The organism is Arthrobacter agilis (genome assembly GCF_030816075.1).
Lineage (GTDB): Bacteria > Actinomycetota > Actinomycetes > Actinomycetales > Micrococcaceae > Arthrobacter_D > Arthrobacter_D agilis_E.
On sequence record NZ_JAUSXO010000001.1, the window covers coordinates 99743 to 122755 of the forward strand.

General features: G+C 70.8%; 19 protein-coding genes and 1 pseudogene. 11 read left to right on the plus strand and 9 right to left on the minus strand.

Features of this window, described 5'->3' with window-relative positions:
• Positions 1-233 precede the first annotated feature (233 nt).
• Positions 234-929: a LysM peptidoglycan-binding domain-containing protein gene (locus tag QFZ50_RS00485; RefSeq protein WP_307080804.1), complete on the minus strand. Its 696-nt coding sequence runs from the start codon at positions 927-929 to the stop codon at positions 234-236.
• A 389-nt stretch (positions 930-1318) separates the two neighbouring features.
• The gene (gene fdhA / locus QFZ50_RS00490) at positions 1319-2542 is read right to left on the minus strand and encodes a formaldehyde dehydrogenase, glutathione-independent (RefSeq protein WP_307080806.1); all 1224 of its coding nucleotides are present in this window, start codon (positions 2540-2542) and stop codon (positions 1319-1321) included.
• Positions 2543-2737: 195 nt separating this feature from the next.
• Between fdhA and QFZ50_RS00495 the strand changes: the two genes are divergently transcribed.
• The gene (locus tag QFZ50_RS00495) at positions 2738-3541 is read left to right on the plus strand and encodes an SDR family NAD(P)-dependent oxidoreductase (protein ID WP_307080809.1); all 804 of its coding nucleotides are present in this window, start codon (positions 2738-2740) and stop codon (positions 3539-3541) included.
• Positions 3542-3789: 248 nt separating this feature from the next.
• Here QFZ50_RS00495 and QFZ50_RS00500 read toward each other — a convergent pair whose 3' ends face one another.
• A complete protein-coding gene (locus QFZ50_RS00500; RefSeq protein ID WP_307080811.1) occupies positions 3790-4239 on the minus strand; it encodes a hypothetical protein in 450 nt (149 codons plus the stop codon).
• Positions 4240-4450: 211 nt separating this feature from the next.
• On the opposite strand from QFZ50_RS00500, the gene QFZ50_RS00505 reads away from it, so the two are divergent.
• The 9 genes and pseudogenes from QFZ50_RS00505 (at position 4451) to QFZ50_RS00545 (ending at position 13789) form a co-directional block, all read left to right on the plus strand.
• On the plus strand, positions 4451-4714 hold the full coding sequence (locus QFZ50_RS00505) for a YegP family protein (protein WP_307080813.1): 264 nt from the start codon (positions 4451-4453) through the stop codon (positions 4712-4714).
• 178 nt (positions 4715-4892) lie between these two features.
• The gene (locus tag QFZ50_RS00510; RefSeq protein WP_307080815.1) at positions 4893-7736 is read left to right on the plus strand and encodes an aconitate hydratase; all 2844 of its coding nucleotides are present in this window, start codon (positions 4893-4895) and stop codon (positions 7734-7736) included.
• A 95-nt stretch (positions 7737-7831) separates the two neighbouring features.
• On the plus strand, positions 7832-8497 hold the full coding sequence (locus QFZ50_RS00515; protein WP_307080817.1) for a GntR family transcriptional regulator: 666 nt from the start codon (positions 7832-7834) through the stop codon (positions 8495-8497).
• 2 nt (positions 8498-8499) lie between these two features.
• The gene (locus QFZ50_RS00520; RefSeq protein WP_307080819.1) at positions 8500-9540 is read left to right on the plus strand and encodes a nucleoside hydrolase; all 1041 of its coding nucleotides are present in this window, start codon (positions 8500-8502) and stop codon (positions 9538-9540) included.
• A 148-nt stretch (positions 9541-9688) separates the two neighbouring features.
• Complete coding sequence (locus QFZ50_RS00525) at positions 9689-10543, plus strand: ECF transporter S component (RefSeq protein WP_307080821.1); 855 nt, start codon at positions 9689-9691, stop codon at positions 10541-10543.
• A gap of 3 nt (positions 10544-10546) precedes the next feature.
• The gene (locus QFZ50_RS00530) at positions 10547-11296 is read left to right on the plus strand and encodes an energy-coupling factor transporter transmembrane component T (RefSeq protein ID WP_307080823.1); all 750 of its coding nucleotides are present in this window, start codon (positions 10547-10549) and stop codon (positions 11294-11296) included.
• Positions 11293-11766: pseudogene (locus QFZ50_RS18170) on the plus strand (ATP-binding cassette domain-containing protein); the annotation flags it as partial. The gene QFZ50_RS00530 and the pseudogene QFZ50_RS18170, both read left to right, overlap by 4 nt.
• A 505-nt stretch (positions 11767-12271) precedes the next feature.
• A complete protein-coding gene (locus QFZ50_RS00540) occupies positions 12272-12853 on the plus strand; it encodes an energy-coupling factor ABC transporter ATP-binding protein (RefSeq protein WP_307086570.1) in 582 nt (193 codons plus the stop codon).
• Positions 12854-12895: 42 nt separating this feature from the next.
• A complete protein-coding gene (locus tag QFZ50_RS00545) occupies positions 12896-13789 on the plus strand; it encodes an alpha/beta fold hydrolase (protein ID WP_307080827.1) in 894 nt (297 codons plus the stop codon).
• Positions 13790-13810: 21 nt separating this feature from the next.
• Here QFZ50_RS00545 and QFZ50_RS00550 read toward each other — a convergent pair whose 3' ends face one another.
• Entirely contained in the window at positions 13811-17083 is a 3273-nt protein-coding gene (locus QFZ50_RS00550; protein ID WP_307080829.1) for a DEAD/DEAH box helicase, read from the minus strand.
• Positions 17084-17268: 185 nt separating this feature from the next.
• On the opposite strand from QFZ50_RS00550, the gene QFZ50_RS00555 reads away from it, so the two are divergent.
• Positions 17269-18570 (plus strand): cation:proton antiporter, encoded by a 1302-nt coding sequence (locus QFZ50_RS00555; RefSeq protein WP_307080832.1) that lies wholly within the window; start codon positions 17269-17271, stop codon positions 18568-18570.
• A gap of 39 nt (positions 18571-18609) precedes the next feature.
• Here QFZ50_RS00555 and QFZ50_RS00560 read toward each other — a convergent pair whose 3' ends face one another.
• From QFZ50_RS00560 to QFZ50_RS00580, 5 genes are read right to left on the minus strand one after another with little or no spacing between them, the layout of a single operon-like run.
• The gene (locus QFZ50_RS00560) at positions 18610-19788 is read right to left on the minus strand and encodes a benzoate/H(+) symporter BenE family transporter (protein WP_373462293.1); all 1179 of its coding nucleotides are present in this window, start codon (positions 19786-19788) and stop codon (positions 18610-18612) included.
• Entirely contained in the window at positions 19785-19961 is a 177-nt protein-coding gene (locus QFZ50_RS00565) for a hypothetical protein (RefSeq protein WP_307080836.1), read from the minus strand. The genes QFZ50_RS00560 and QFZ50_RS00565 overlap by 4 nt, the downstream gene beginning before the upstream one ends.
• A 41-nt stretch (positions 19962-20002) precedes the next feature.
• On the minus strand, positions 20003-20800 hold the full coding sequence (locus tag QFZ50_RS00570) for a 3-oxoacyl-ACP reductase (protein WP_307080838.1): 798 nt from the start codon (positions 20798-20800) through the stop codon (positions 20003-20005).
• Positions 20801-20860: 60 nt separating this feature from the next.
• Positions 20861-22243, minus strand: a complete 1383-nt coding sequence (locus tag QFZ50_RS00575; protein WP_307080840.1) for an aldehyde dehydrogenase family protein — start codon at positions 22241-22243, stop codon at positions 20861-20863.
• The gene (locus tag QFZ50_RS00580) at positions 22240-23007 is read right to left on the minus strand and encodes a gamma-glutamyl-gamma-aminobutyrate hydrolase family protein (RefSeq protein WP_307080842.1); all 768 of its coding nucleotides are present in this window, start codon (positions 23005-23007) and stop codon (positions 22240-22242) included. The genes QFZ50_RS00575 and QFZ50_RS00580 overlap by 4 nt, the downstream gene beginning before the upstream one ends.
• Positions 23008-23013: the final 6 nt, after the last annotated feature.

Genomic DNA, 23013 nt, shown 5'->3' on the forward strand with positions numbered 1-23013 from the left:
CCGGACACGGGGTGCAGGGAGTCGTCCGACACGCCGGCCGACCACCCCTCGACGGTGGCACCGCGCTGCGGGCCGGATGCGGCCGGCAGGGGTGCAACCCCGAAGGCGATGGCGGAGCCGCGCGGTTAAAGCACCGGACCCCCGCCTCGAGGAGGCGGGGGTCCGGTGGATCAGCTCGGGTGTGCCGTTCGGCCCCGGGCCGGGGCGTGTGCCCGGCCCGACGGTCGGCTGGACTAGGCCGGGAGCTGCAGGACGTGACCGGTGAAGATCAGGTCCGCGTGGATGACGGTGTCGGCGTTGGCGGCGAAGAGTGCCTGCCAGCCGCCCGTGACGCCGAGCTTGGTGGCGATGGAGCTGAGGGTGTCACCCGACTGGATGGTGTAGGTCTCGCCGCTGAGCGTGACGGGAGCCACGGCGACAGGCGCCTCGGCGACGGGGGCGACGGCGACAGGCGCCTGGACCGGTGCCTGGACGGGTGCCTGGTACTGCACGGGAGCCTGGACCGCCGTCTGGTACTGGTACTCGACGGGAGCTGCGGCCACGGGGGCCGGAGCCTGCTGGACCGGCACGGTGCCGGGGTTGGCGCCGCTGCTCAGGCCGAGCTTGGAGGAGCATGCGGGCCATGCGCCCCAGCCCTGGCCGGCGAGGACGTTCTCGGCAACAGCGATCTGCTGCTCACGCGATGCGCCCTGAGGGGAGCCCTGGCCACCGAAGGCTGCCCAGGTGGAGGGGGTGAACTGCAGGCCACCGGAGAATCCGTTGCCGGTGTTGGTGCCCCAGTTGCCGCCGCTCTCGCACTGTGCGAGGGCATCCCAGTCGCTCGCGGGGGCTGCGTTGGCCGCGCCGGCTGCTGCACCGAGGCCGAGGCCGGTGAGTGCTACTGCGGCGAGTCCACGGCGTGCGCTGGTGCTGAATTTGTGTGTATTCATGGGGTTACGATGCTCCGAGAGGCCACCCGCACTAGGTCCGTCCCCGGACTTCTTCGCGCCGCTGCTCACCTTGACGGTTTAGAGGTCATGGTTCGGCAGCCGCCTGTTGAGCAACGAGCGGTGGAGGGCGGCGCCGGGCATTCATCGCTGCTCGATGGACGGCAGCTTTTCGCTTCCCCGGACGGGGAACTTCCTCCACCGTATGGCATTTTTCATTCGTTGCCAAACCGGTACGGTGCGGTGCTTGACATTGAGCAAAAACAAGGGAGCAGCGCTGGCCGATTTGAGTATCGTCTGGCACACTAGGCGCCGCACACTCCGGAACGCGCAGCAAAAGGGCCCGAACAGTGCGTTCGGGCCCTTCCCGGGATGGGGTCCCGGTGCTACTGTCAGGCGGCCTTGGCCAGGTACCCGTTGGGATCCAGCACGTACTTCGTCGCAGCCCCGGCGTCGAACTCCTCGTAGCCGCGCGGTGCGTCGTCCAGTCCGATCGACTTGGCGTTGACGGCCTTCGCGATCTGCACACGGTCATGCAGGATCGCCATCATGAGCCCCCGGTTGTACTTCATCACCGGACACTGGCCGGTGGTGAAGGACAGCGACTTGGCCCAGCCCGTGCCCAGGCTGAGCGACAGGGACCCGACCTTCGCGGCATCGTCGATCCCACCCGGATCCCCCGTGACGTACAGGCCGGGGATACCCAGGGCGCCGCCTGCCGCCGTCACCTGCATCAGGGAGTTCAGCACCGTGGCCGGTGCCTCGGTCGCCGAACCGCTACCGTGGCCGCGGGCCTCGAAACCGACGGCGTCGACACCGCAGTCGACCTCCGGCACTCCCAGCAGCTGCTCGATCTGGTCCCGCGGATCCCCCTTGGACACATCGACGGTCTCGCACCCGAAGCTGCGGGCCTGGGCCAGCCGCTCCTCGTTGAGGTCACCCACGATGACGACGGCGGCACCCAGCAGTTTCGCCGATGCCGCGGCGGCAAGGCCCACCGGCCCGGCCCCTGCGACGTAGACGGTGGAACCGACGCCGACCCCGGCCGTCACGGCACCGTGGAATCCCGTGGGGAAGATGTCCGACAGCATGGTGAGGTCGAGGATCTTCTCCAGCGCCTGCTCCCGGTCCGGGAACTTCAGCAGGTTCCAGTCCGCATACGGCACGAGCACGTACTCGGCCTGCCCTCCCACCCAGCCGCCCATGTCCACGTACCCGTAGGCGCTGCCCGGACGGTCGGGGTTCACATTGAGGCAGATGCCCGTCTTGCGCTCCTTGCAGTTGCGGCACCGCCCGCACGCGATGTTGAAGGGGACCGAGCAGATGTCGCCCACCTTGATGAACTCGACGTCACGCCCCACCTCGACGACCTCGCCGGTGATCTCGTGACCCAGGACGAGGTCCGCGGGAGCCGTGGTGCGGCCCCGGACCATGTGCTGGTCGGATCCGCAGATGTTCGTGGCGACGGTCTTCAGGATCACGCCGTGATGGACGGACCGGCCGACGTTGGCCGGGTTCACCCCCGGCCCGTCCTTCAGTTCGAAGGTGGGGTAGTCGATGTCGATGACCTCGACCTTGCCTGGTCCCTTGTACGCAACAGCTCTGTTTCCGCTCATGGAACTTCCCTTTCGTTCATTCCGTTCGTGGTGCGCCCGGTTGCCCGGACGCGGGAACCGGCGGACGCGGACGATGAAGAAGAGCCCGCTGTCCCCCGGTAGCGCAGAACCTACCGCGCAGGGGGTCGCATGGACGTTGCATGGGCCCGCCCGGCCGCCTTGCGGAACGTGCGGGGTCGGGGGCAGGGTAGCCCCATGACTGACACGGTCCTCATCACCGGGGCTACCTCCGGCATCGGAGCGGAATTCGCCCGCCAGTTCGCCGAGCGCGGCTGCCGGCTCGTCCTCGTGGCGCGCAGTGTCGTCCCGCTCGAGGAGACGGCCGCCGCGCTCCGTGCGCGCTGGGGTGTCGACGTCGAGACGATCGCCGCGGACCTGCTCGACGACGACGGCCTGGGGCGGGTGCTCGCACGCCTGCGCGCCGCGGAGCCCGGGAGCGGGGCCGGGGCGCCAGCGGGGGAGGGCGGTGCGCGCGCCGCGGTCACCGTCCTGGTGAACAACGCGGGCTACGGGCTGGTGCGGCCCTTCGCCGACAACACGCTCGACGACGAGATCCGCCACCTCCGCATCCACGTCGAGGTGCCGCTGTCCCTGGCGCACGCCGCCCTGCAGTCGATGCGGTCCCGCAGGGCGGGCACCATCATCAACGTGGCGAGCGTCGCGGGTTTCACGCCGAGAGGGACCTACGGGGCGGCCAAGGCGGCGATGATCAGCTTCAGCCGCTGGGCGAACCTCGCCTACGGGGCCGAGGGGATCCGGGTGACGGCCGTCTGCCCGGGCTTCGTACACACCGACTTCCACCAGCGCATGGGCGCGGACAAGGGGAGCGTGCCCGGTTTCCTGTGGCTCGACGCAGGACGCGTGGTCCGGGAGGCGTTGCGGGACACCGCGGCCGGCAAGGCCGTGTCGGTCCCGAGTCGTCGCTACAAGGCACTCAGCGCACTCGCCCGCGTGGCGCCGCCGTCCGTCGTGGCACGCCTCGCGGCGCGGGGCCGCTGACCGCAGGGCGGCGAGGCCGCCACCATCGGCCGGTCGGCTGATTGAGGCGTTCCGGTGCCCACTCGGGTCGCGCTGCCGCCATCGATCCGGACGCTCCGTCCGTCCGCTCCGCAGTCGAGCTGCGCGTGTCGCCGCCGAGCAGGGCGCTTCCTCCACGCACCCCGGTGCCGACCCGTCCTGCCCTGGCCTGCTGTGTCGCCGCCGATCCGGGCGCTTCGTCCGCGCACCCCGTCGGCGACCCGTCCCGCCTAGCCTGCTGTGTCGCCGCCGTCCCAGGCGTGGAACTCCGCCGCGGCGTCCTCGGGGTGGCGGTGCCGGGGATCGGGCGCGCCGCCCTCGAAGGCGGCGGGTACGGCCCCTGCCTCATGGGTGCCCTGTTCGTCCCGGATCCCGGCCGCGCGATGCCCGGCTGATCCTGCCGAGCGTTCGAGGACGTCCGCGCGCCGGTCCGTGCCCGGACGGCCGTCGTCGATGTGCCGCGCCCCGTCGGCGCGTTCCGTGGCGGCGGCGGGAGCGGCGGGGGTGTCGCCGGGCCCTCCGCGGGCCGGGTCGACGGTCGGATCGCCGTCCTGCGCTGCCTCCCGGTCGGCACGCGCGGCTTCCTTCTCACGCGGCGGGACGGGCGCTGCCGGGCCGAGCGGGTGGTCCGCCGGCAGGCCGGCGCCGTCGGGGTTGCCTGCGCTGCTCGGCTCGGTCATCATGCTCCTTCTCGATCATGCCCTGGTATGCCTGCGGGACGGCGTGCTGCCCCGGCTGGGTCACGCCACGGCCGCCTCGCACCCACTGTGCCATGCGTGCCCGCTACCCGTCCGAACGGGTATCCCGCCAGGGGCAAAACAGGTCGCTAAGTATGCTTATTATAGGAGACCGCAGGTTTGTGGAGATCGCTCCGTACAAGGAGGTAGGACGATGGCAGGTTACTTCAAACTGGTGGACGCTCACGATGACGGTTTCCGCGTGAAACTGACCGCTCCGGATGGAACGCTCGTCGCAGTCTCCACCTTCTACGCCTCGAAGGAAGAGGCGATCGCAGGGATCGAGCTGATCCGCGAGATCGCCGGCACCGGCCCCGTGGTCGACCACAGCCGTGTGGCGTCCTCCGACCAGGACGAGCTGTTCGTCGGGCTGCAGGGGACCTCCGGCAGGGACGGTGGCGCACGCAGCGACGCGTGAGCCGCACGGCAGGGGACCTCCGGCAGGGACGGTGGCGCACGCAGCGACGCGTGAGCCGCACGGCAGGACGGGCCGCAGGCAAGGGATCCCGCGACACGGTGTACCACTGTATACAGTGACGTCGGATGTGGAATAGGATGGTGTCATTCCACGAATCTCTCTGAAGGGAGCCAACGTCATGTCGACCGCGGACTCATTCGGCGCGAAGGGCGTACTCGATGTCGCCGGCGCAGAATACGAAATTTTCAGGCTAAGTGCGGTCGAAGGCTCCGAGAACCTTCCGTTCAGTCTCAAGGTCCTCCTCGAGAACCTGCTCCGCACCGAAGACGGTGCGAACATCACGGCGGACCACGTCCGTGCCCTGGCCGGGTGGGACGCGGACGCCGAGCCCGACACCGAGATCCAGTTCACGCCCGCCCGCGTCATCATGCAGGACTTCACGGGTGTCCCCTGCGTCGTCGACCTCGCCACCATGCGTGAGGCCGTCGCGGACCTCGGCGGCGACCCCAAGCGCGTCAACCCCCTCGCACCCGCCGAGATGGTCATCGACCACTCGGTGCAGATCGACGCCTTCGGCAATGCCGGAGCCCTCGAGCGCAACATGGAGATCGAGTACCAGCGCAACGGCGAGCGGTACCAGTTCCTGCGCTGGGGCCAGACGGCGTTCGACGACTTCAAGGTCGTCCCGCCCGGAATGGGCATCGTCCACCAGGTCAACCTCGAGTACCTCGCCCGCACCGTCATGACCCGTGAGGTGGGCGGCGTGCTCCGCGCCTACCCCGACACGTGCGTCGGCACCGACTCGCACACCACCATGGTCAACGGCCTCGGCGTCCTCGGCTGGGGCGTCGGCGGCATCGAAGCCGAGGCGGCCATGCTCGGCCAGCCCGTCTCTATGCTCATCCCGCGCGTCGTCGGCTTCAAGCTGACCGGTGACATCCCGGCCGGCGCCACCGCCACCGACGTCGTCCTCACCATCACGCAGATGCTGCGCAAGCACGGCGTCGTCGGCAAGTTCGTCGAGTTCTACGGGGAGGGCGTCGCCTCCGTGCCGCTCGCCAACCGCGCCACCATCGGCAACATGAGCCCCGAGTTCGGGTCCACCGCCGCGATGTTCCCGATCGACGACGTCACGCTCGACTACCTGCGCCTCACGGGCCGTCCGGCCGAGAACGTGGCGCTCGTCGAGTCCTACGCCAAGGAGCAGGGTCTGTGGCACGACCCGTCGCGTGAGATCCGCTTCTCCGAGTACCTCGAACTGGACCTGTCGACCGTCGTCCCCTCGATCGCCGGGCCGAAGCGCCCGCAGGACCGGGTGGAGCTCAGCAAGTCCAAGGGCCAGTTCCGCGAGGACCTGCGCAACTACTCGAACGACCCGGAGCTCTCCTTCGCCCCGGGCGGCACCGTCGACGAGTCCTCCCAGGAGAGCTTCCCCGCGTCCGACTCGCCGAGCTTCACGCCCGGGACGACCTCGTCCGTGACCGACGAGAACGCCGAGCCCCGCGAGACCGTCGGCGCCGATGACGACGCGTCCACCCGTCCGTCCAAGCGCGTCAGCGTGACCATGAAGGACGGCCGCGAGTTCGAGCTCGACCACGGCGCCGTCAGCATCGCGTCGATCACCTCCTGCACCAACACGTCCAACCCGTCCGTGATGCTCGCCGCCGCAGTGCTGGCGCGCAACGCCGTCGAGAAGGGCCTCGTGTCCAAGCCGTGGGTCAAGACCTCCGTGGCCCCGGGCTCCAAGGTCGTCACCGACTACTACGAGAAGTCGGGCCTGATCCCGTACCTCGAGAAGCTCGGCTTCTTCACCGTCGGCTACGGCTGCGCCACGTGCATCGGCAACTCCGGCCCCCTGGAGGACGAGATCTCGCAGGCCATCCAGGACAACGACCTCGCCGTCACCGCCGTCCTGTCCGGTAACCGCAACTTCGAGGGCCGCATCAACCCGGACGTGAAGATGAACTACCTGGCGTCGCCGCCGCTGGTGGTCGCCTACGCACTGGCCGGCACCATGGACTTCGACTTCGACACCGAGCCCCTCGGCCAGGACGAGTCCGGCACCGACGTGTTCCTGAAGGACATCTGGCCGAACCCGGTCGAGGTCCAGAAGGTCATCGACTCCTCGATCGACGAGGGCATGTTCACCTCGAGCTACGCGACGATCTTCGAGGGCGACGAGCGCTGGCAGTCCCTGCCCACGCCCGACGGCGACACCTTCGCCTGGGATCCCGAGTCCACCTACGTGCGGAAGCCACCGTACTTCGAGGGCATGCAGCGCGAAGCGAGCCCGGTCGAGGACATCGACGGCGCACGCGTCCTGCTGAAGCTCGGCGACTCCGTGACCACCGACCACATCTCGCCCGCGGGATCGTTCAAGTCGGACACCCCGGCAGGCCGGTACCTCACCGAGAAGGGCGTGCAGCGCAAGGACTTCAACTCCTACGGCTCGCGCCGTGGCAACCACGAGGTCATGATCCGCGGCACCTTCGCGAACATCCGCATCAAGAACCAGCTGCTCGACGGCGTCGAGGGCGGGTTCACGAAGGACTTCTCGCAGCCGGACGCACCGCAGGCCGCCGTCTACGACGCCGCCGAGAACTACCGCGCAGCGGGTACGCCGCTGGTGGTCCTCGCCGGCAAGGAGTACGGCTCCGGCTCGTCGCGTGACTGGGCGGCCAAGGGCACCGCGCTGCTCGGCGTCAAGGCCGTCATCGCCGAGAGCTACGAGCGCATCCACCGCTCGAACCTCATCGGCATGGGCGTGCTGCCGCTGCAGTACCCCGCGGGCCAGAACGCGGAGTCCCTCGGACTCACGGGCACGGAGACGTTCGCGGTCAGCGGTGTCACCGAGCTCAACGAGGGCCGTACGCCCCGCACGGTCAAGGTCACGGCCACTCCCGCCGACGGCGGCTCGCCGATCGAGTTCGATGCCGTCCTGCGCATCGACACCCCGGGTGAGGCGGACTACTACCGCAACGGCGGCATCCTGCAGTACGTGCTGCGCCAGCTCGCCAGCTAGCGCCACGAGGTTCCGGGCCGGGAGGAGGACCTCCCGGCCCGGGCCGTACGCAGGGCGTCCGCCCTGCCACCGATCCGCGACACCGAGGGGGCGCCATGACCGAGTCAACGGAACTGTCGGCGCGCGTGGACGGCGACGCCATCTTCCGCGTCCTCCGGAGCGAGATCCTCGCCGGCGTCCACCCGCCGGGCACGGCCCTCCGGGAGGTGGTGATCTCGGAGCGCTTCGGTGTCTCCCGGACCCCGGTACGCGAGGCCCTCAGCAGGCTGCAGCACGAGCGCCTGCTCGAGCGCGCGGCGCGCGGCCTCCAGGTCCCGCAGATCGACCCGCAGGAAGTCATCCAGATCTACGACCTGCGCGTCATGCTCGAGGAGGAAGCCGCCGGCCAGGCCGCCCTCAACCGCGGCACCGCGGACATCATGCGCCTCGAGGCGCTGCTGGAACGCGACCGCGCCGTCGTCGATCCCGACGACACCACGAAGGTCACCAACAACCTGGAGTTCCACACCTCGCTGTGGGCCTCCGCACGGAACCCCATCCTCATGGACCTGCTGCAGCGGCTCTCGACCCACCTCATCCACACGCCACGCTCCACGCTGTCCGTCGGTGACCGGTGGCAGGAGGTGCTCCTCGAGCACGAGGCGCTCATCAGTGCCATCACCGAACGGCGCAGCGACGACGCCCGCGCCATCGCCCGCACCCACATGGAGACGGCCCGCACCCTCCGCCTGCAGTTGCTCCGCACCACGGCGGCGGACTGATCGTGGCTCCCGAGGGCGGCCGGCACCGCCTCCTGCTCGACGTCGACACCGGGATAGACGACGCCGTCGCCCTCCTGTACCTGCTCGCGGCCCCGGGTGTCTCGCTCGAAGGCATCACCTGCACGGCCGGCAACGTCGGCGCCCGGCAGGTCGCCGCCAACAACCTGGCCCTGCTCGAGATGTGCGGGCACGCCGGCGTCGAGGTCGCGATCGGCAGCGAGGTACCGCTGGAGGTGCCGCTCGTGACCACCGAGGAGACGCACGGCGACCAGGGCATCGGCTACGCCGTGCTGCCTCCGCCGCGCGGACGCGTCTCGCGGAGGCACGCCGTCGACGTCTGGCTCGAAGCCGTGCGCTGCCACCCCGGCCAGATCACCGGGCTGGTCACCGGTCCGCTCACGAACCTGGCCCTGGCCCTGCGTGCCGAGCCGGAACTCCCGATGCTCCTGAAGGGCCTCGTCATCATGGGCGGGGCCTTCCACCACCCCGGGAACACGACGCCGGTGGCCGAATGGAACATCCACGTGGACCCGCATGCCGCGAAAGAGGTGTTCGCCGCATACGAGGGACTGCCGGTCGAGAAGCTTCCCGTGGTGTGCGCGCTCGAGACCACCGAGCGGATCGAGTGCACGCCGGCCCACGTCGATGCCATGGCGCGCGCCGCCGGCGCCGGGCCCGAACTGCTCGACCCCGCCGACCCGCCCGGCACACGCAGCACGAGCGACAACGCCGTGGTGGCCTGCATATCGGACGCGCTGCGCTTCTACATGGAGTTCCACCGCCTGTACGACCAGGGCTACATCGCCCACCTCCACGACCTCTTCGCGGCCATGGTCGCCACGGGGGAGGCGGGGTTCGAGGAGCGCCTGGCCACGGTGGACGTCGAGACGGCGTCGCCGCTGACCTTCGGGCAGACGGTCGCGGACACGGCGGGTATGTGGAAGCGGGCACCCAACGCCCGGATCGTCACGGGCAACGACCCGGCGGCCGTGTTCGAGCTGATGGTCCGCCGGCTGTCCGGCCTCGCGAGGATGCACGGCTGACACGTCCGTCCGTCACGGCGCGGCACCCGCAGCGACCGGCCGCGGTGGCACGGACCCCCGGTACACTGGTAGCTGCCCGCACTGCTGCGCGGCCGGCGCCGAGGTGACATGAGGTGCGTCCTTCCCCTCGATCGCGCCTAGGAATACCGTGAGTTCACCTCTGACCCGACCCGCCGCCACCTCCGAGCGGCCCCGGCGCCTGCTCATCCTGCTCGGCGGGGCGCTCATCGTCGCCACGTACCTGTTCCTCGTGACAGCGCAGCCCGCGGAGATCGCCGGCGGCATGGGCAGCGCCGCGTCGCTCGTCGCGCTCTTCGGGTTCCTCGGGGGAGGGGCCCTGCTCGTCGCCGGGATCCTGCCGATGCTCAGCACGAGCTCCCTGGTGGTCATGCCGCTGGGTATCGCCCTCAACATCGCCATCGGGCAGATCGCCGGCTCCCTGGGCCTGCAGATCTACCTCGACGCCATCGGCACCGTCCTCGTCGCCGTCCTCGCCGGACCCGCCGCGGGAGCGGCCACCGGTGCGCTCAGCAACGCCATCTGGGGGCTCTTCAACCCGTTCGCGCTGCCCTTCGCGGCCGGTGCGGCGCTGATCGGGCTGCTCGCGGGCCTCGCCGCGAAGTACGGAGCCTTCCGCCGCGTGTACCTGGCACCCGTCGCCGGCCTCGTGATCGGGGCGATCGGCGGACTCGTCGCGGCCCCGGTCGCGGTGTTCATGTTCGGCGCGGCCGGTACGTTCGGCACCAACGCGATCATCGCGGTCTTCCGGTCGATGGGGGACAAGCTCCTGGTCGCCGCCACCAAGCAGGGGCTGCTCTCCGATTCGCTCGACAAGATCGTGGTCTTCGTCGTCGTGGCACTGATCGTGTACGCGCTGCCGTCCCGTGCCGTCCGCCAGTTCCCCTTCGCGCGGACCCACCGCGTCCTCGGGCAGCGCACCGGCACCCTGCCCGGCGCGACCCCTGCCAGGACCGCCGTCGGGGACGGCGCCGGCGCCGCCTGAGCCATGCCACGCCGCAGGATCTACGACCCGCTGACGGAACTGCTCGCCGCAGTCCTGCTGGTGGTGCTCGTCCTCGTGGTGAACCGGTGGGCGTTCTCCCTCGCAGTGCTCGTCCTCGTGGTGCTCCCCGCCGTGCTCGTCTCCGGCAGGGCACGGCAGATCGGCCTCGCGATCACCCTGCTGGCCGGGCCGCTGCTGATCTCGTCGCTGCTGCTCCACGGACTGTTCTTCCCCGAGGGCCGCACCGTGCTCGCCGACCTCGGGATCGCCCGTGTGACGGCGGAGGGCCTCGCCTTCGCCGCCCTCATGGGCCTCCGCATGTGCGTCTTCACGGGAGTGCTCCTGACCGCCGCGATGACGCTGGACATCCCCGACCTCCTGGCGAGCATGACGCACCGCGGCTGGAACCGGAAGCTCGTCTTCATCGTCGGCTCCGCCGTCGGGCTCATACCGCACGTCGCGTTGCGGGGGCGCCAGATCACCCGGGCGCAGCAGGCCCGGGGCCTCGTCGTCGGGCGCAGTCCGCTCTCGCGGGTCCGCGCCCTGCTCACCGTCACCACGCCCCTGGTCATCGGGCTGCTCGTGGACGCCTCCGAACGCAACCGCATGCTCGAGGCACGCGGCTTCTCGTCCGCCACCACCCGCACCAGCTACCTCCCGGACACCGACTCGCGCGGGCAGCGCCTGGCGCGCCGCGGCATGGTCGCCGCCGTGGGCGCCTTCTCCGCCGTCTGGCTCCTGGTGGCGCCATGATCGCGCTCGAGAGTGGATCCTTCGCGTACGACGGCGGCGTGCCGCTCCTCGCGGGCGTCACCCTGGCGGTCGGGCCGGGGGAGTACGTGGTCGTCGCCGGTGCCTCCGGCTCCGGCAAGACGACGCTCGCCCGGCTCCTGGCCGGGCAGACCGGGGGAGACGCCGGGTCCTCGTTCCGGGGCTCGATCACCCTCGACGGCGAGACCGTGACCTTCGACGGCACGCCAGCCGACCCCCGGATCGACGCCGCCGCGTGGAGCGGGAAGGTGGCCTACGTGGCGCAGGGTGCGTGGGGCCAGCTGTCCATGATGTCCGCGACGGTCGGGGAGGAGATCGCCTTCGGCCCCGCCAACCGCGGTGTTCCCACCGACCGGCTGCAACGGCTCGTGGACGGCGTGGCCGCCGATCTCACGCTGTCGGACCTGCTGCACCGCGACCCGCGACGGCTCTCCGGGGGCCAGCTGCAGCGCACCGTCATCGCCGCGGCCGTGGTCCAGCGGCCGCGCATCCTGGTCCTCGACGAGCCGTTCCAGGGGCTCGACGACGACGCCGCGCAGGACGTGGCGGCCGCCCTGGAGGACCTGCGCCGGGACGGTACCGGCATCGTCGTGTGCGCACCGCTGCTGCCGCGCACCGCTCCGGGGTGTGCGCGCGTCCTCGCACTCGCGGACGGGCGCCGCGTGTTCGACGGCCCGCTGGCCGAGGCGCACCGGGCGGGGCTCGGGCGGTACGGCATCGGCACCGCGGGCCATCCGCCGCGCGTCGAGCCTCCCGCCCCGGTGGACCCCTCGGCGCCCGCACTCGTCACGCTGGAGGGCGTCACCTTCCGGCACACGCCCGACGGCGCTTCCCGGCGCTCTCCTGATCGCGCCTCTCGGTCCACGCCCGGCGGCGTCACAGCCGGCGTCACAGCCGGCGTCGCAGGCAGCGGTGCCGGGCTGACCGCCGTCGACCTGTCCGTGCGGGGCCGGGGAGATCGTCGCCGTGCGGGGCCCCAACGGATCCGGCAAGTCCACCCTGCTGCAGCACCTCAACGGGCTGTACCGGGCGGACACCGGGCGCGTCATCGTGAACGACGTCCCGATCCTCCACCAGCCGACGGGCACGCTCGCCGCCACCGTGGGGTACCTGTTCCAGGACACCGACCAGCAGCTCTTCGAACGCACGGTGCTGCGCGAGGTGTCGTACGGTCCGCGCGCCGCCGGACTCGGGAAGCCCGCCGCCGCCCGACGGGCGGCGGACGTCCTCGACGGGATGGGTCTCGGTGCACTGAAGGAGGCCCACCCGTACGAGCTGGGCTTCGTCCAGCGCAGGCTCGTCGCGGTGGCGTGCCTCATCGCCACAGGACCACGCGTGTGGGCGCTCGACGAGCCGACCGCCGGCCTCGACGAGCCGACCCGCTCGCTGTTCGCGGGCCTGCTGGTGCAGCACGCCCGGGAGGGCGGAGCCGTGGTCCTGGCGACGCACGACGCCGCCTTCGCCGACGCGGTGACACACCGGACGATCTGGCTGGACGGCGGCAGGGTGCGGGTGGGCGACCCCGCGTCGGACGGCTGACAGGCCTCCCCGGGAGCGGTTGCAGCCCCTAGGGTGGGACGCATGGACGTATTGCGGGAGAGGCACAGGACCATCCGTTCGGAGGGCGCCGACCTCGCCGTGTTCGAGTACGGCCTGGATCCCGGGCCGGACACACCCACCCTGGTCTTCGTGCACGGCTACCCCGACGACCACCGCGTCTTCCTCCCCGTCCTCCGGGAGCTCGCTCCGACGCACCACCTCGTGGCGTTCGACACCCGCAACGCCGGCCGCTCGCACCCGCTCGACGGCGCCGGATTCGCCCTGGCGGAACTCGTCGACGACATCTTCGCCGTCCTCGCTGCGGCCACCGCCGACGCGGCCCCGGAGCCCGCCTCCGACACCGGCGGGTCACGCCGCGTGCGCCTCGTCGGGCACGACTGGGGGTCGATCCAGGGCTGGGCCGCGGTCCAGGACGAGCGCGCCGACGGCCTGGTCGCGGACTACACCAGCATCTCGGGGCCTGATCTGCGCCACTTCTCCCGCTGGCTGCGGAGCAGGCTCCAGGACCCCCGGCGGGTGCTCCAGGGGGCCGGACAGATGCTGCGCAGCTCGTACGTCGGGGTCTTCCAGGTGCCGGTCCTGCCGGAACTCGTCTGGAAGTACGGAATGACCCGCCGCTACGAGCTGACGGCGAGACGCAACGTCGGCTCCGACCCGATCCGCGGCCTGGCGCTCTACCGGACCAATATGGCCTCGGATGCGGTCCCGCCCCGCCGGCGGCGGGTGACAGTACCCGTGCACGTCATCGTGCCCCTGAAGGATCCGTTCCTCTCCCCGCACCTCGTCGACGGGCTGGAGGACTGGGTGGAGGACCTCACGGTGACCACCGTCCCGGGAGGCCACTGGTGGATCGCCAGGGAGCCCAGGGGCTTCGCAGGCCTGCTCGACCCCGTCCTGCGGACCAGCGGCGCCTGAACCGGACGCCGGCGGGCCCGCCTACGCGTCGAGCAGCCCCCGGATGTCCTCCGCGGTGAGTGCGGAACTGAAGACGGCGTCGTCGTCCATGACCGAGGTGAACAGCTTCGCCTTCTGCTCCTTGAGCTTCATGACCTTCTCCTCGATGGTGCCCTTGGACACCATGCGGTAGACCATGACGTTCTTCGTCTGCCCGATCCGGTGGGTGCGATCCACGGCCTGCGCCTCGGATGCCGGGTTCCACCACGGGTCCAGCAGGAAGCAGTAGTCGGCCTCCGTCAGGTTGAGTCCGAAGCCACCGGCCTTGAGGCTGATGAGGAAGACCGGGGCCTTCCCGTCCTTGAACGAATCGATCACGTCACCGCGGCTACGCGTGGAACCGTCGAGGTAGGCGTACTCGATGCCGCGGGCGTCCAGCTGCTCGGCGGCCTTCTTGAGGTAGGACGTGAACTGGCTGAACACGAGCGCCCGGTGGCCTTCCGCGAGGATGCCCTCGAGGTTCTCGAAGAGCACGTCGAGCTTGGCGGAGGGTACCCCTTCGTGTTCCGGGTCCACGAGCGAGGCGTCGAGGCTGAGCATGCGCAGCAGCGTGAGGGACCGGAAGACGATCATCCGGTTGCGGTTCATGTCCTCGATCAGGCCGAGGAGCTTCTGCCGCTCGCGCTGCAGGTACGTCTCGTAGATGTGCCGGTGTTCCGGGTGGAGCTCGACCTCCAGGACCTGCTCCTGCTTCGGCGGGAGGTCCGAGGCGACGGCCTCCTTGGTGCGGCGCATCATCAGCGGGCGGATGCGCTTGCGCAGCCGGACGAGCGGCCGGTTGTCGCCGATCTTCTCGATCGGTGTGCGGTAGTCCTCGGTGAACTTCCGCGCCGAGGGGAAGAGGCCCGGTGCCACGATGTTGAACATGGACCACAGCTCCATGAGGTTGTTCTCCATGGGCGTGCCGGTGATGGCGAGCTTGAACGGCGCGTCGAAGTCCTTGGCGGCCTGGTGCACCTTCGACGCGCGGTTCTTCACGAACTGCGCCTCGTCGAGCACGAGGCCTGACCACGGGAGGTCCTGATAGGCGGCGAAATCGAGGCGGAAGAGGGTGTACGAGGTGATGACGATGTCCGCCCCGAGCACCTGCTCGCGGACGGGGACCCCGGAGGCACCCTGGGTGTCGTTGATCTGGACGACCTTCAGGCCCGGGGCGAAGCGGTGCGCCTCGTTGGACCAGTTGGGCACCACCGAGGTGGGTGCGACGACGAGGAACGGGGCCTCGAGGCCGGTGCTCTCCTTCGCGTAGGTCATCAGGGCCAGTGCCTGCAGGGTCTTGCCGAGACCCATGTCGTCGGCGAGGACCCCGCCGAGCTGGTGCCGCCACAGGAACGCCAGCCAGCTGAACCCTTCCGCCTGGTAGGGGCGCATCTCGGCGACGAGGCCGGCAGGCGGCGGGGTGGCCTCGACGTCCTTCAGTTCGAGCAGCCCGCTCACGGCGTCCCGCCACGACTGCGCCTGCTCGGTCTCCTCCGCGAGGTCCTCGAAGTCCGCCCAGAGCCCCGCCTGGTAGCGGCTGATCTGCAGGCCGGTCTCGGGGTCCCATTCGCTCAGCGACCGTGCTTCCTCGATGAGGTCACGCAGCTGGTCGAAGACCGGCTGTTCGAGGGACAGGTAGGTGTTGTCGACGAGCTTCAGCTTCTTCCGGCCCTGGGCCAGCGCCCGGAAGATCGAGTCGAAGGGGATGGTGCGGCCGCTGACGGTCACCATGACGCCCAGGTCGAACCAGTCCCGGTTGTCCGTCTCCACGGTGCTGATGCGCAGCGTCGGCGTCTCCGTCAGTTCCCGGTAGTCGGGTTTCTCACCGATGACCACGACGCTCACGCCGTCGAGCTCCACGAGCTTCGGCAGGACGTCCTCCGCGAACTCCACGGCCTGCATGTCCTCGAGCTTCAGGGGCTTCATCGGGACGGACCCGAGGACCCGGCGTGCCGCGGACGCCAGTGCGTCCTCCGCGTCCGCGTCGCGGTAGCCGTCGTCGCTGCCCGGACCGCCCCGCCGGAAGGGCCGGCGCTGCACGGCGTCGCCGAGCGGGTAGTCGAAGTGCCAGTCGAGGGTCACGGAGCCGTCGGCGCCGTAAGCGGTGGTCAGCACGAGGACCGGCGGCTGGATCTCGGGCAGGTCCACGCTGCCGTCGCTGCTGTCCACCTCGATGGACTGCCGCAGCTTCGGGTAGTACTCCTGCAGGAAGAGGGACCTCTCCTCCTCGGGCACGACGACGGCGCGGCCGCGCTGCAGGAGTTCGATGTCCTTGGGGGTGAGCTTCCGGGAGGTCGGGGCCAGCGTGATGGTGTCATCGGGCGCGACCGTGTAGAGGCCGTGGGTGCTGATGACGTGGGCGGTGTCCGAGGGATGCGGCTGCCCGTCGATGTCTAGGGCCGGCCGCAGCTGCAGCGAGCCGTCGTCGGTCTCGGTCGCGTCGAGCTTCAGGGTGGCCTGCTCGGCGAGTTCGATGCTCACGGACTTCTTGGAGCCCACGAAGGCGATCCCGAGGCGCTGTGCCTCGTCCAGCAGCTGCCACAGGAGCGGGTTGCTGAAATCGTCGAGATACAGCCAGGAATCGTTGTTGCCGAAGTAGTTGACCCCGGTGCCGCGGTGCAGGGCCGGGAACTGGGAGAACCAGCGGTGCTGGTCGGGATCGAGCTTCAGCCCGTACGTCTGATAGCTGATGCTGCCCCAGGACAGGTTGTTCTTGATCCACTTGCCCTTGCCGTTCTGGCTGACCGGGCGCACGCCGAGGCGCGTGTTCAGCGTGCGCTGGCCCTGGCGCTCGGCGGCGGAGCCCCACCGCTGGACGGCCACCTCGGGCGTGCGCAGCTCGAACTGCAGGCCGAGGGGCGTCAGCGGGGAGGCGGGGTGCGGGGCGTCGTCCGTCCCGAGGAGATCCAGGAGCGACGCCTGCCAGCCCTCCGGAGCCGACGGCCGCGGAGCGGGGCGCGCCCCGAGCTCACGCTCGTGCTGGGCCAGGAGGCTCTCGGTGTTGCTCTGCAGGGCGGTCGCCGCGACATGCTTGCAGTCCGCACCCACCGGGCAGCTGCAGAAGTTCTCGAGGGGGCGGAAACGGCCGTCACCCTTCAGCCCCAGGCGGAGCTTGGTCCTGTAGTCCGAGGGTGAGCTGCCGCGGACCTTGCCGGTCAGGAGCTTCGCGTCGGCGTCCCAGGCGAGGGAGCTGACGGCGCCGTCCTTGGCGTAGGTCTGCCCGCGTTGGAACGCGGCCCCGCCCACGATCCTGATGATGTCGGTGACATCAACCATGGGGCGACTGGAATTGGGCATAATTCCATGCTCTCACGCGGCGGGGACGCTCACCTGCACGGACCGGTCCCTTCCGCGGCGGTCGACGGGGGTCCCGACGTCGGACCGTGCTCCTCGCGCGCCTGCCCTACTGTTGGCAAGGGGGCTGATCATCGCCAGGACGCAGGAACGGGAAGAGGACGCGCGTGTTCGAAGCACCAAGCATCATCTATGCGGCAGCAGGACTCGCGGTGTTCGCCGCGGCGCTCCTGCCCCGGCTGCTGATGCGCGCCCCGGTCTCGATGCCCATGGTGTTCCTCGCCGCCGGCATCCTGGTGTTCAGCTTCGCCAGGGACCTGCCGGATCCTGATCCGATGCGGTACAGCGACGTGACGATCCACCTCAGCGAGGTCTGCGTCATCGTCTCGCTCATGGGAGCCGGGCTCGCCCTCGATCGCCGGGTCGGGTGGCGCCGGTGGTCCACCACCTGGCGGCTGCTCGGCATCGCGATGCCGCTGTGCATCCTCGTGCTCACCCTGATGGGGATGTGGCTGCTCGGGCTCGGGCTCGCCTCCGCCCTGCTGGTCGCCGCGGCCCTCGCGCCGACCGATCCCGTCCTGGCCTCGGAGGTGCAGGTGGGGGAGCCCTCGGAGTCCGAGGAGGACCTCGAGGCCGAGGACGAGGTGCGGTTCGGGCTCACCTCGGAGGCCGGCCTCAACGACGGACTGGCCTTCCCCTTCGTCTACCTCGCGATCCTCCTCAGCACCGTGGGGCTCGATCCCGCCGCATGGTTCCCGGAATGGATCCTGCTGGACGTGCTCTGGCGCATGATCATCGGCTGCGCCTTCGGGTTCGGGGTCGGCAAGCTGCTCGGCCGCATCTTCTTCCGCACGCCCATCAAGAGCGTCCGCCTCGCCAACTACTCCGAGGGCTTCGTCGCGCTCGCCGCGACGTTCCTGACCTACGGCGTCACGGAGGCCGTGGCGGGCTACGGCTTCGTCGCGGTCTTCGTCTGCGCCGTCACCATCCGTGCGGGGGAGCAGACGCACGGCTACCACGGCGTCCTCCACAGCTACATCGAGCAGCTCGAGCGCCTGCTGACCGTCGTCGTGCTCGTCCTGCTGGGGGGTGCCCTGGCACGGGGTCTGTTCGAGGGCCTGCGCCCCCTCGAGGTGGTGGTGGCGGTCGCCTTCATCCTCCTCGTCCGTCCGCTCACGGCCTGGTTCAGCCTGGCCCGCGGCAAGACGGGGCCCTGGGAACGCCGCACCCTCGCGTTCTTCGGCGTGCGGGGCATCGGCTCGGTCTACTACTTGAGCTACGCCCTGTCCAAGGGCGAGTTCGGCGCCGACGAGGCGGCACTCTGGCGCATCGGGGGTCTCGTGATCGTCCTGTCGATCGTGGTGCACGGCATCACCGCCGCACCGGTGATCAACGCGCTCGACCGCGCCCGCCGGCGGAAGGCGCGCGCGCAGGGCGACGAGGCCCAGGCGCCCACGACGCCCGTCTGACCTGCCGGCCCCGGCGCCGCCGGTGGAGTGACGGGCGGATCACGGACGGGCCGTCGGCCGCTCGAGGGTCGCCCTGACCGCCAGCCCTCCGACGAGCGCCCAGAAGGCCCCGCCGATCCCCAGCACGGACAGGCCCGACGCCGCCAGCAGGAACGTCACAGCGCCGCTCATCCGGCCCTGGGCGTCGCTGAAGGACGCCGTCACAGCCGTCGCCATGGTGCCGATGAGGGCGAGCCCGGCGACCGCCTCCACGAGCCCGGCCGGCGCGGCGCCGACCACGACCACGAGCGCGCCCGACGCCCCCGCGAGCAGCAGGTAGGAGAATCCTGCCGTCAGGGCGGCGATCCAGCGCCGGTCCCGGTCCTCGCCGGCTCCCTCACCCGCCGACAGTGCGGCGGACAGGGCGGCGAGATTGACGGCGTGGCCGCCGAACGGGGCGACGACGGCCGTCCCGACCCCCGTGACGGCCAGTGCGGGGCGCCACGGCGTGCGGTAGCCGAAGGAGGAGAGGACCGCGACCCCGGGGAGGTTCTGCGATGCCATGGTCACCACGTAGAGCGGCAGGGCGATGCCCACCACGGCGGCCGGCTCGAGCACCGGCAGCGTGAACACGGGAGCCGGTGTCAGGGACGAGGGATCGATCACCGTCCCGTGGCGGGCGAGCTGCAGCCCGATCACCGCCAGCGCTGCGACGAGGGCGAGCGGCACCGCCCACTTCGGCACGAGGGCTGACGCCGCCAGCCACACGAGGATGACCGGCAGGACCAGGAGCGGGATGGTGCCGAGAGACTGGAAGGGCGCCAGGCAGAGCGGCAGCAGGACGCCGGCGAGCATGGCCTGCGCGAGGTGCTGGGGGATCCGCGCGACGAGGCTGCCCAGCCACGGCACGGCCCCGGTCAGGACCACCAGCAGGCCGGTCACGAGGAACGCCCCCACCGCGGCGGGCCACCCTCCGGCAGGGACGGACGCGCCCGCGAGCAGGGCCGCTCCCGGCGTGGACCAGGACAGCGTGACAGGGATGCGGTAGCGGAGGGCCAGGAGCACGATCCCCAGCCCGACGACGGCCGTCAGCGCCAGCAGGCCCGAGGCCGCCTGCTCCGGCGTCGCCCCCGTGGCCCGCAGCCCCGCGAGGACCACGGCGAAGGACGACGTGAAGCCGACGAGCGCGGTGACGATCCCCGCGAGGACGGGTTCGTGCAGGCCGGACTGCCGGTTCAGGCGCCGCGTCCCTGCTCGAGCAGCCGCTGCACGGCTTCGAGCTCGTCACTGAGGGACTGCAGACGCGCCGTGTTCTGCTCCACGGCGAGTTCCCGGACGAGGACGTCCTGGCGCTCGCGGAGGTCGGCTTCGGAGGTCGGCTGGGCGCTGGTGGGCTGGTCGCTGGTCGGCATGGACCCAGTCTGGCAGGACGCCGGAGCAGGCGCGACCGGGCTCACAGGGGGGTGACGTAGGCCCCTGTGACGCCGCCGTCCACCATGAACTGGCTCGCTGTGATGAACGAGGCGTCGTCCGAGGCGAGGAAGGCGACCGCGGCCGCGATCTCGTCCGGCTCGGCGAAGCGGCCCAGCGGCACATGGATGAGCCGCCGCCCTGCCTTCTCGGGGTCGTGGGCGAACAGCTCCTTCAGCAGCGGCGTGTTCACCGGCCCGGGGCAGAGGGCATTGACCCGGATGCCCTGCCGGGCGAACTCCACACCCAGTTCCCGGGTCATCGACAGCACGCCGCCTTTGGACGCGGAATAGGAGATCTGGGACGTCGCGGCGCCGACCACCGCCACGAAGGAGGCCGTGTTGATGATCGAGCCCTTGCCCTGGTCCTTCATGTAGGGGAGGACGTGCTTGCAGCAGAAGTAGACACTCGTCAGGTTCACCTCCTGGACGCGTCGCCAGGCGTCGATCCCGGTGGTGAGGATGGAGGAATCGTCGTCGGGTGAGATCCCCGCATTGTTGAAGGCGACGTCGATCGACCCGAAGGTGTCCTGTGTGAACGCGTACAGGGCCATGACGTCGTCCTCGCTCGTGACGTCCGCGCGCACGAACCTGCCCCCGACCTGCTCCGCGATCCCGTTACCGGTGCCCTCGTCGCAGATGTCCGCGATCACCACCCTCGCGCCCTCATGGGCGAACCGCCGCGCGGTGGCGAGGCCGATGCCCGATGCGCCACCGGTGATGACGGCGGTGCGGTCCTTCAGGCGATTGGTGACGAGTCCGTTGTAGGGCAGGTCCGTCATGAAGCACTCCTCGGGGTGGGCGGGACGTGGCGGGCGGGACGTGGGTGCAGGCTGGGCGGGTCACGCGTCGGTGGCGAGGAAGACGTTCTTGGTCTCGCTGAACGCATCGAGCGCGGAGGGCCCGAGCTCGCGGCCGAGCCCCGACTGCTTGAAACCTCCGAACGGGGTCGAGTACCGCACGGAGGAGTGGGAGTTGACGGACAGGTTCCCCGCGTCGATGGCCCGTGACACCCGGAGGGCCCGCCCCACGTCGCGCGTCCAGATGGAGCCGGAGAGGCCGTAGTCGGAATCGTTCGCGATCCGGACGGCGTCGGCCTCGTCGTCGAACGGGACGACGCAGACCACGGGACCGAAGATCTCGTCGGTGAACGCGGCCGATCCGACGTCGGTGGGTGTGATGACGCTGGGTGGGAACCAGAAGCCCGGGCCGGAGGGCGCCGTGCCCTGGGCGACGACGTCGGCCCTCGTGGAGCCGTCGTCGTCGTACACGAAGCGCGAGACCGAGGCGCGCTGCCCTGCCGAGATCAGCGGGCCCATACTCGTGCCCTCCTGCCGGGGATCGCCCACGCGCACGGCAGTGACGGCGGTCGCGATGCGGGCCAGGACGTCCTCGTACACGGATCGCTGCACGAGGACACGGGACCGGGCGCAACAGTCCTGGCCGGCGTTGTCGAAGGCGCCGTCCGGTACGGCCGCAGCGGCCCTCTCGAGGTCCGCGTCGGCGAAGATGACGTTGGCGCTCTTGCCGCCGAGCTCCAGGGTGACGCGCTTGACCTGGTCCGCGCAGCCGGCCATGATCTGCTTGCCCACCCTGGTGGAGCCCGTGAAGACGATCTTCCGCACCGCCGGATGTGTGACGAAGCGCGCCCCGACGATCGATCCCTTGCCGGGCAGTACCGTGAAGACCCCCTCGGGGATGCCTGCCTCGAGAGCCAGTTCCCCGAGCCGCAGGGCTGTGAGGGGAGTGAGCTCGGCGGGCTTCAGGACCACGGTGTTGCCCGCGGCGAGGGCGGGCGCGAACCCCCAGCCGGCGATCGGCATGGGGAAGTTCCACGGGACGATGATCCCGACGACGCCGAGGGGCTCGTGGAAGGTGACGTCGATGCCGCCCGCGACGGGGATCTGCTGTCCGACGTGGCGTTCCGGGGCGGCCGAGTAGTACGTGAGGACGTCGCGCACATTGCCGGCCTCCCAACGCGCATTGCCGATGGTGTGACCCGCGTTGGCGACCTCGAGCGCTGCGAGCGCCTCGATCTCGGCGTCGACGGCGGCAGCGAACCGGCGGAGCAGCAGCGCGCGATCGGCCGGGGCCACGCTGCGCCATGCGGGGAACGCCCGTGCTGCCCGGTCGATCGCGGCGTCCGCCTCGGCGACGCCGGCCATCGACACGGTGGCGATCGTCTCCTCGGTGGACGGGTCGACCACGTCGTAGGTGGTGCTCACGAGGCTCGCCTTCCCCGCGAGGCGCGGTGCTGTGCATGGGTCCCGGCGGCGTCGACGAACCCGCCGAACAGGCGCCTGTCCTGGCCGTTCTCCTCCGGGTGGAACTGGACGCCGAGGGCCCACCCCGCGCCGGAGGGCGGCTCGAACTCGACGGCTTCGACCGTGCCGTCCGCGGCCCGGGCCGTGACCCGCAGCCCGTCCGCGACGACGTCGAGCCCCTGGTGGTGGTAGCAGGGGCTGGAGGCGTGCTTGCCGAGTAGCTGGCGCGCGATCGACCCGGGCGTGGTGGTGAAGTCGACGCTGCCGAAGACGCCGGGCGCGGGCCGGTACCGCTCAGCGTCCTGGTCGATGTCGGGCAGGTGCTGGTGGAGGGTGCCGCCGAGGGCGACATTGAGGATCTGCGCACCGCGACAGATCGCGAACAGTGGCATACCCGCGGCCACGGCGGCACGGGTCAGCGCGAGGTCGTGGTCGTCGCGGTCCGGCTGGCTGACCGTGCGCGGGTGCGGTGCGGCGCCGTAGTAGGACGGGTCGACGTCGGAGCCGCCGATGACGAGCAGCCCGTCGAGCAGGGACAGCACCCCCGCGTCGCCGCCGACGGGGGGCAGCAGGAGGGGCGTTCCGCCCGCGTCGTCCACGGCCCGGATGTAGGCGGCAGGGACGATGGCCGCGGGCCCGTCCCAGACTCCCCAGCTGGCCGGCTGCCAGTACGTGGTGACGCCGATTCTCGGCCGGGAGGTGACGAGCGCCGGAAGGCCCGCCACAGGTGT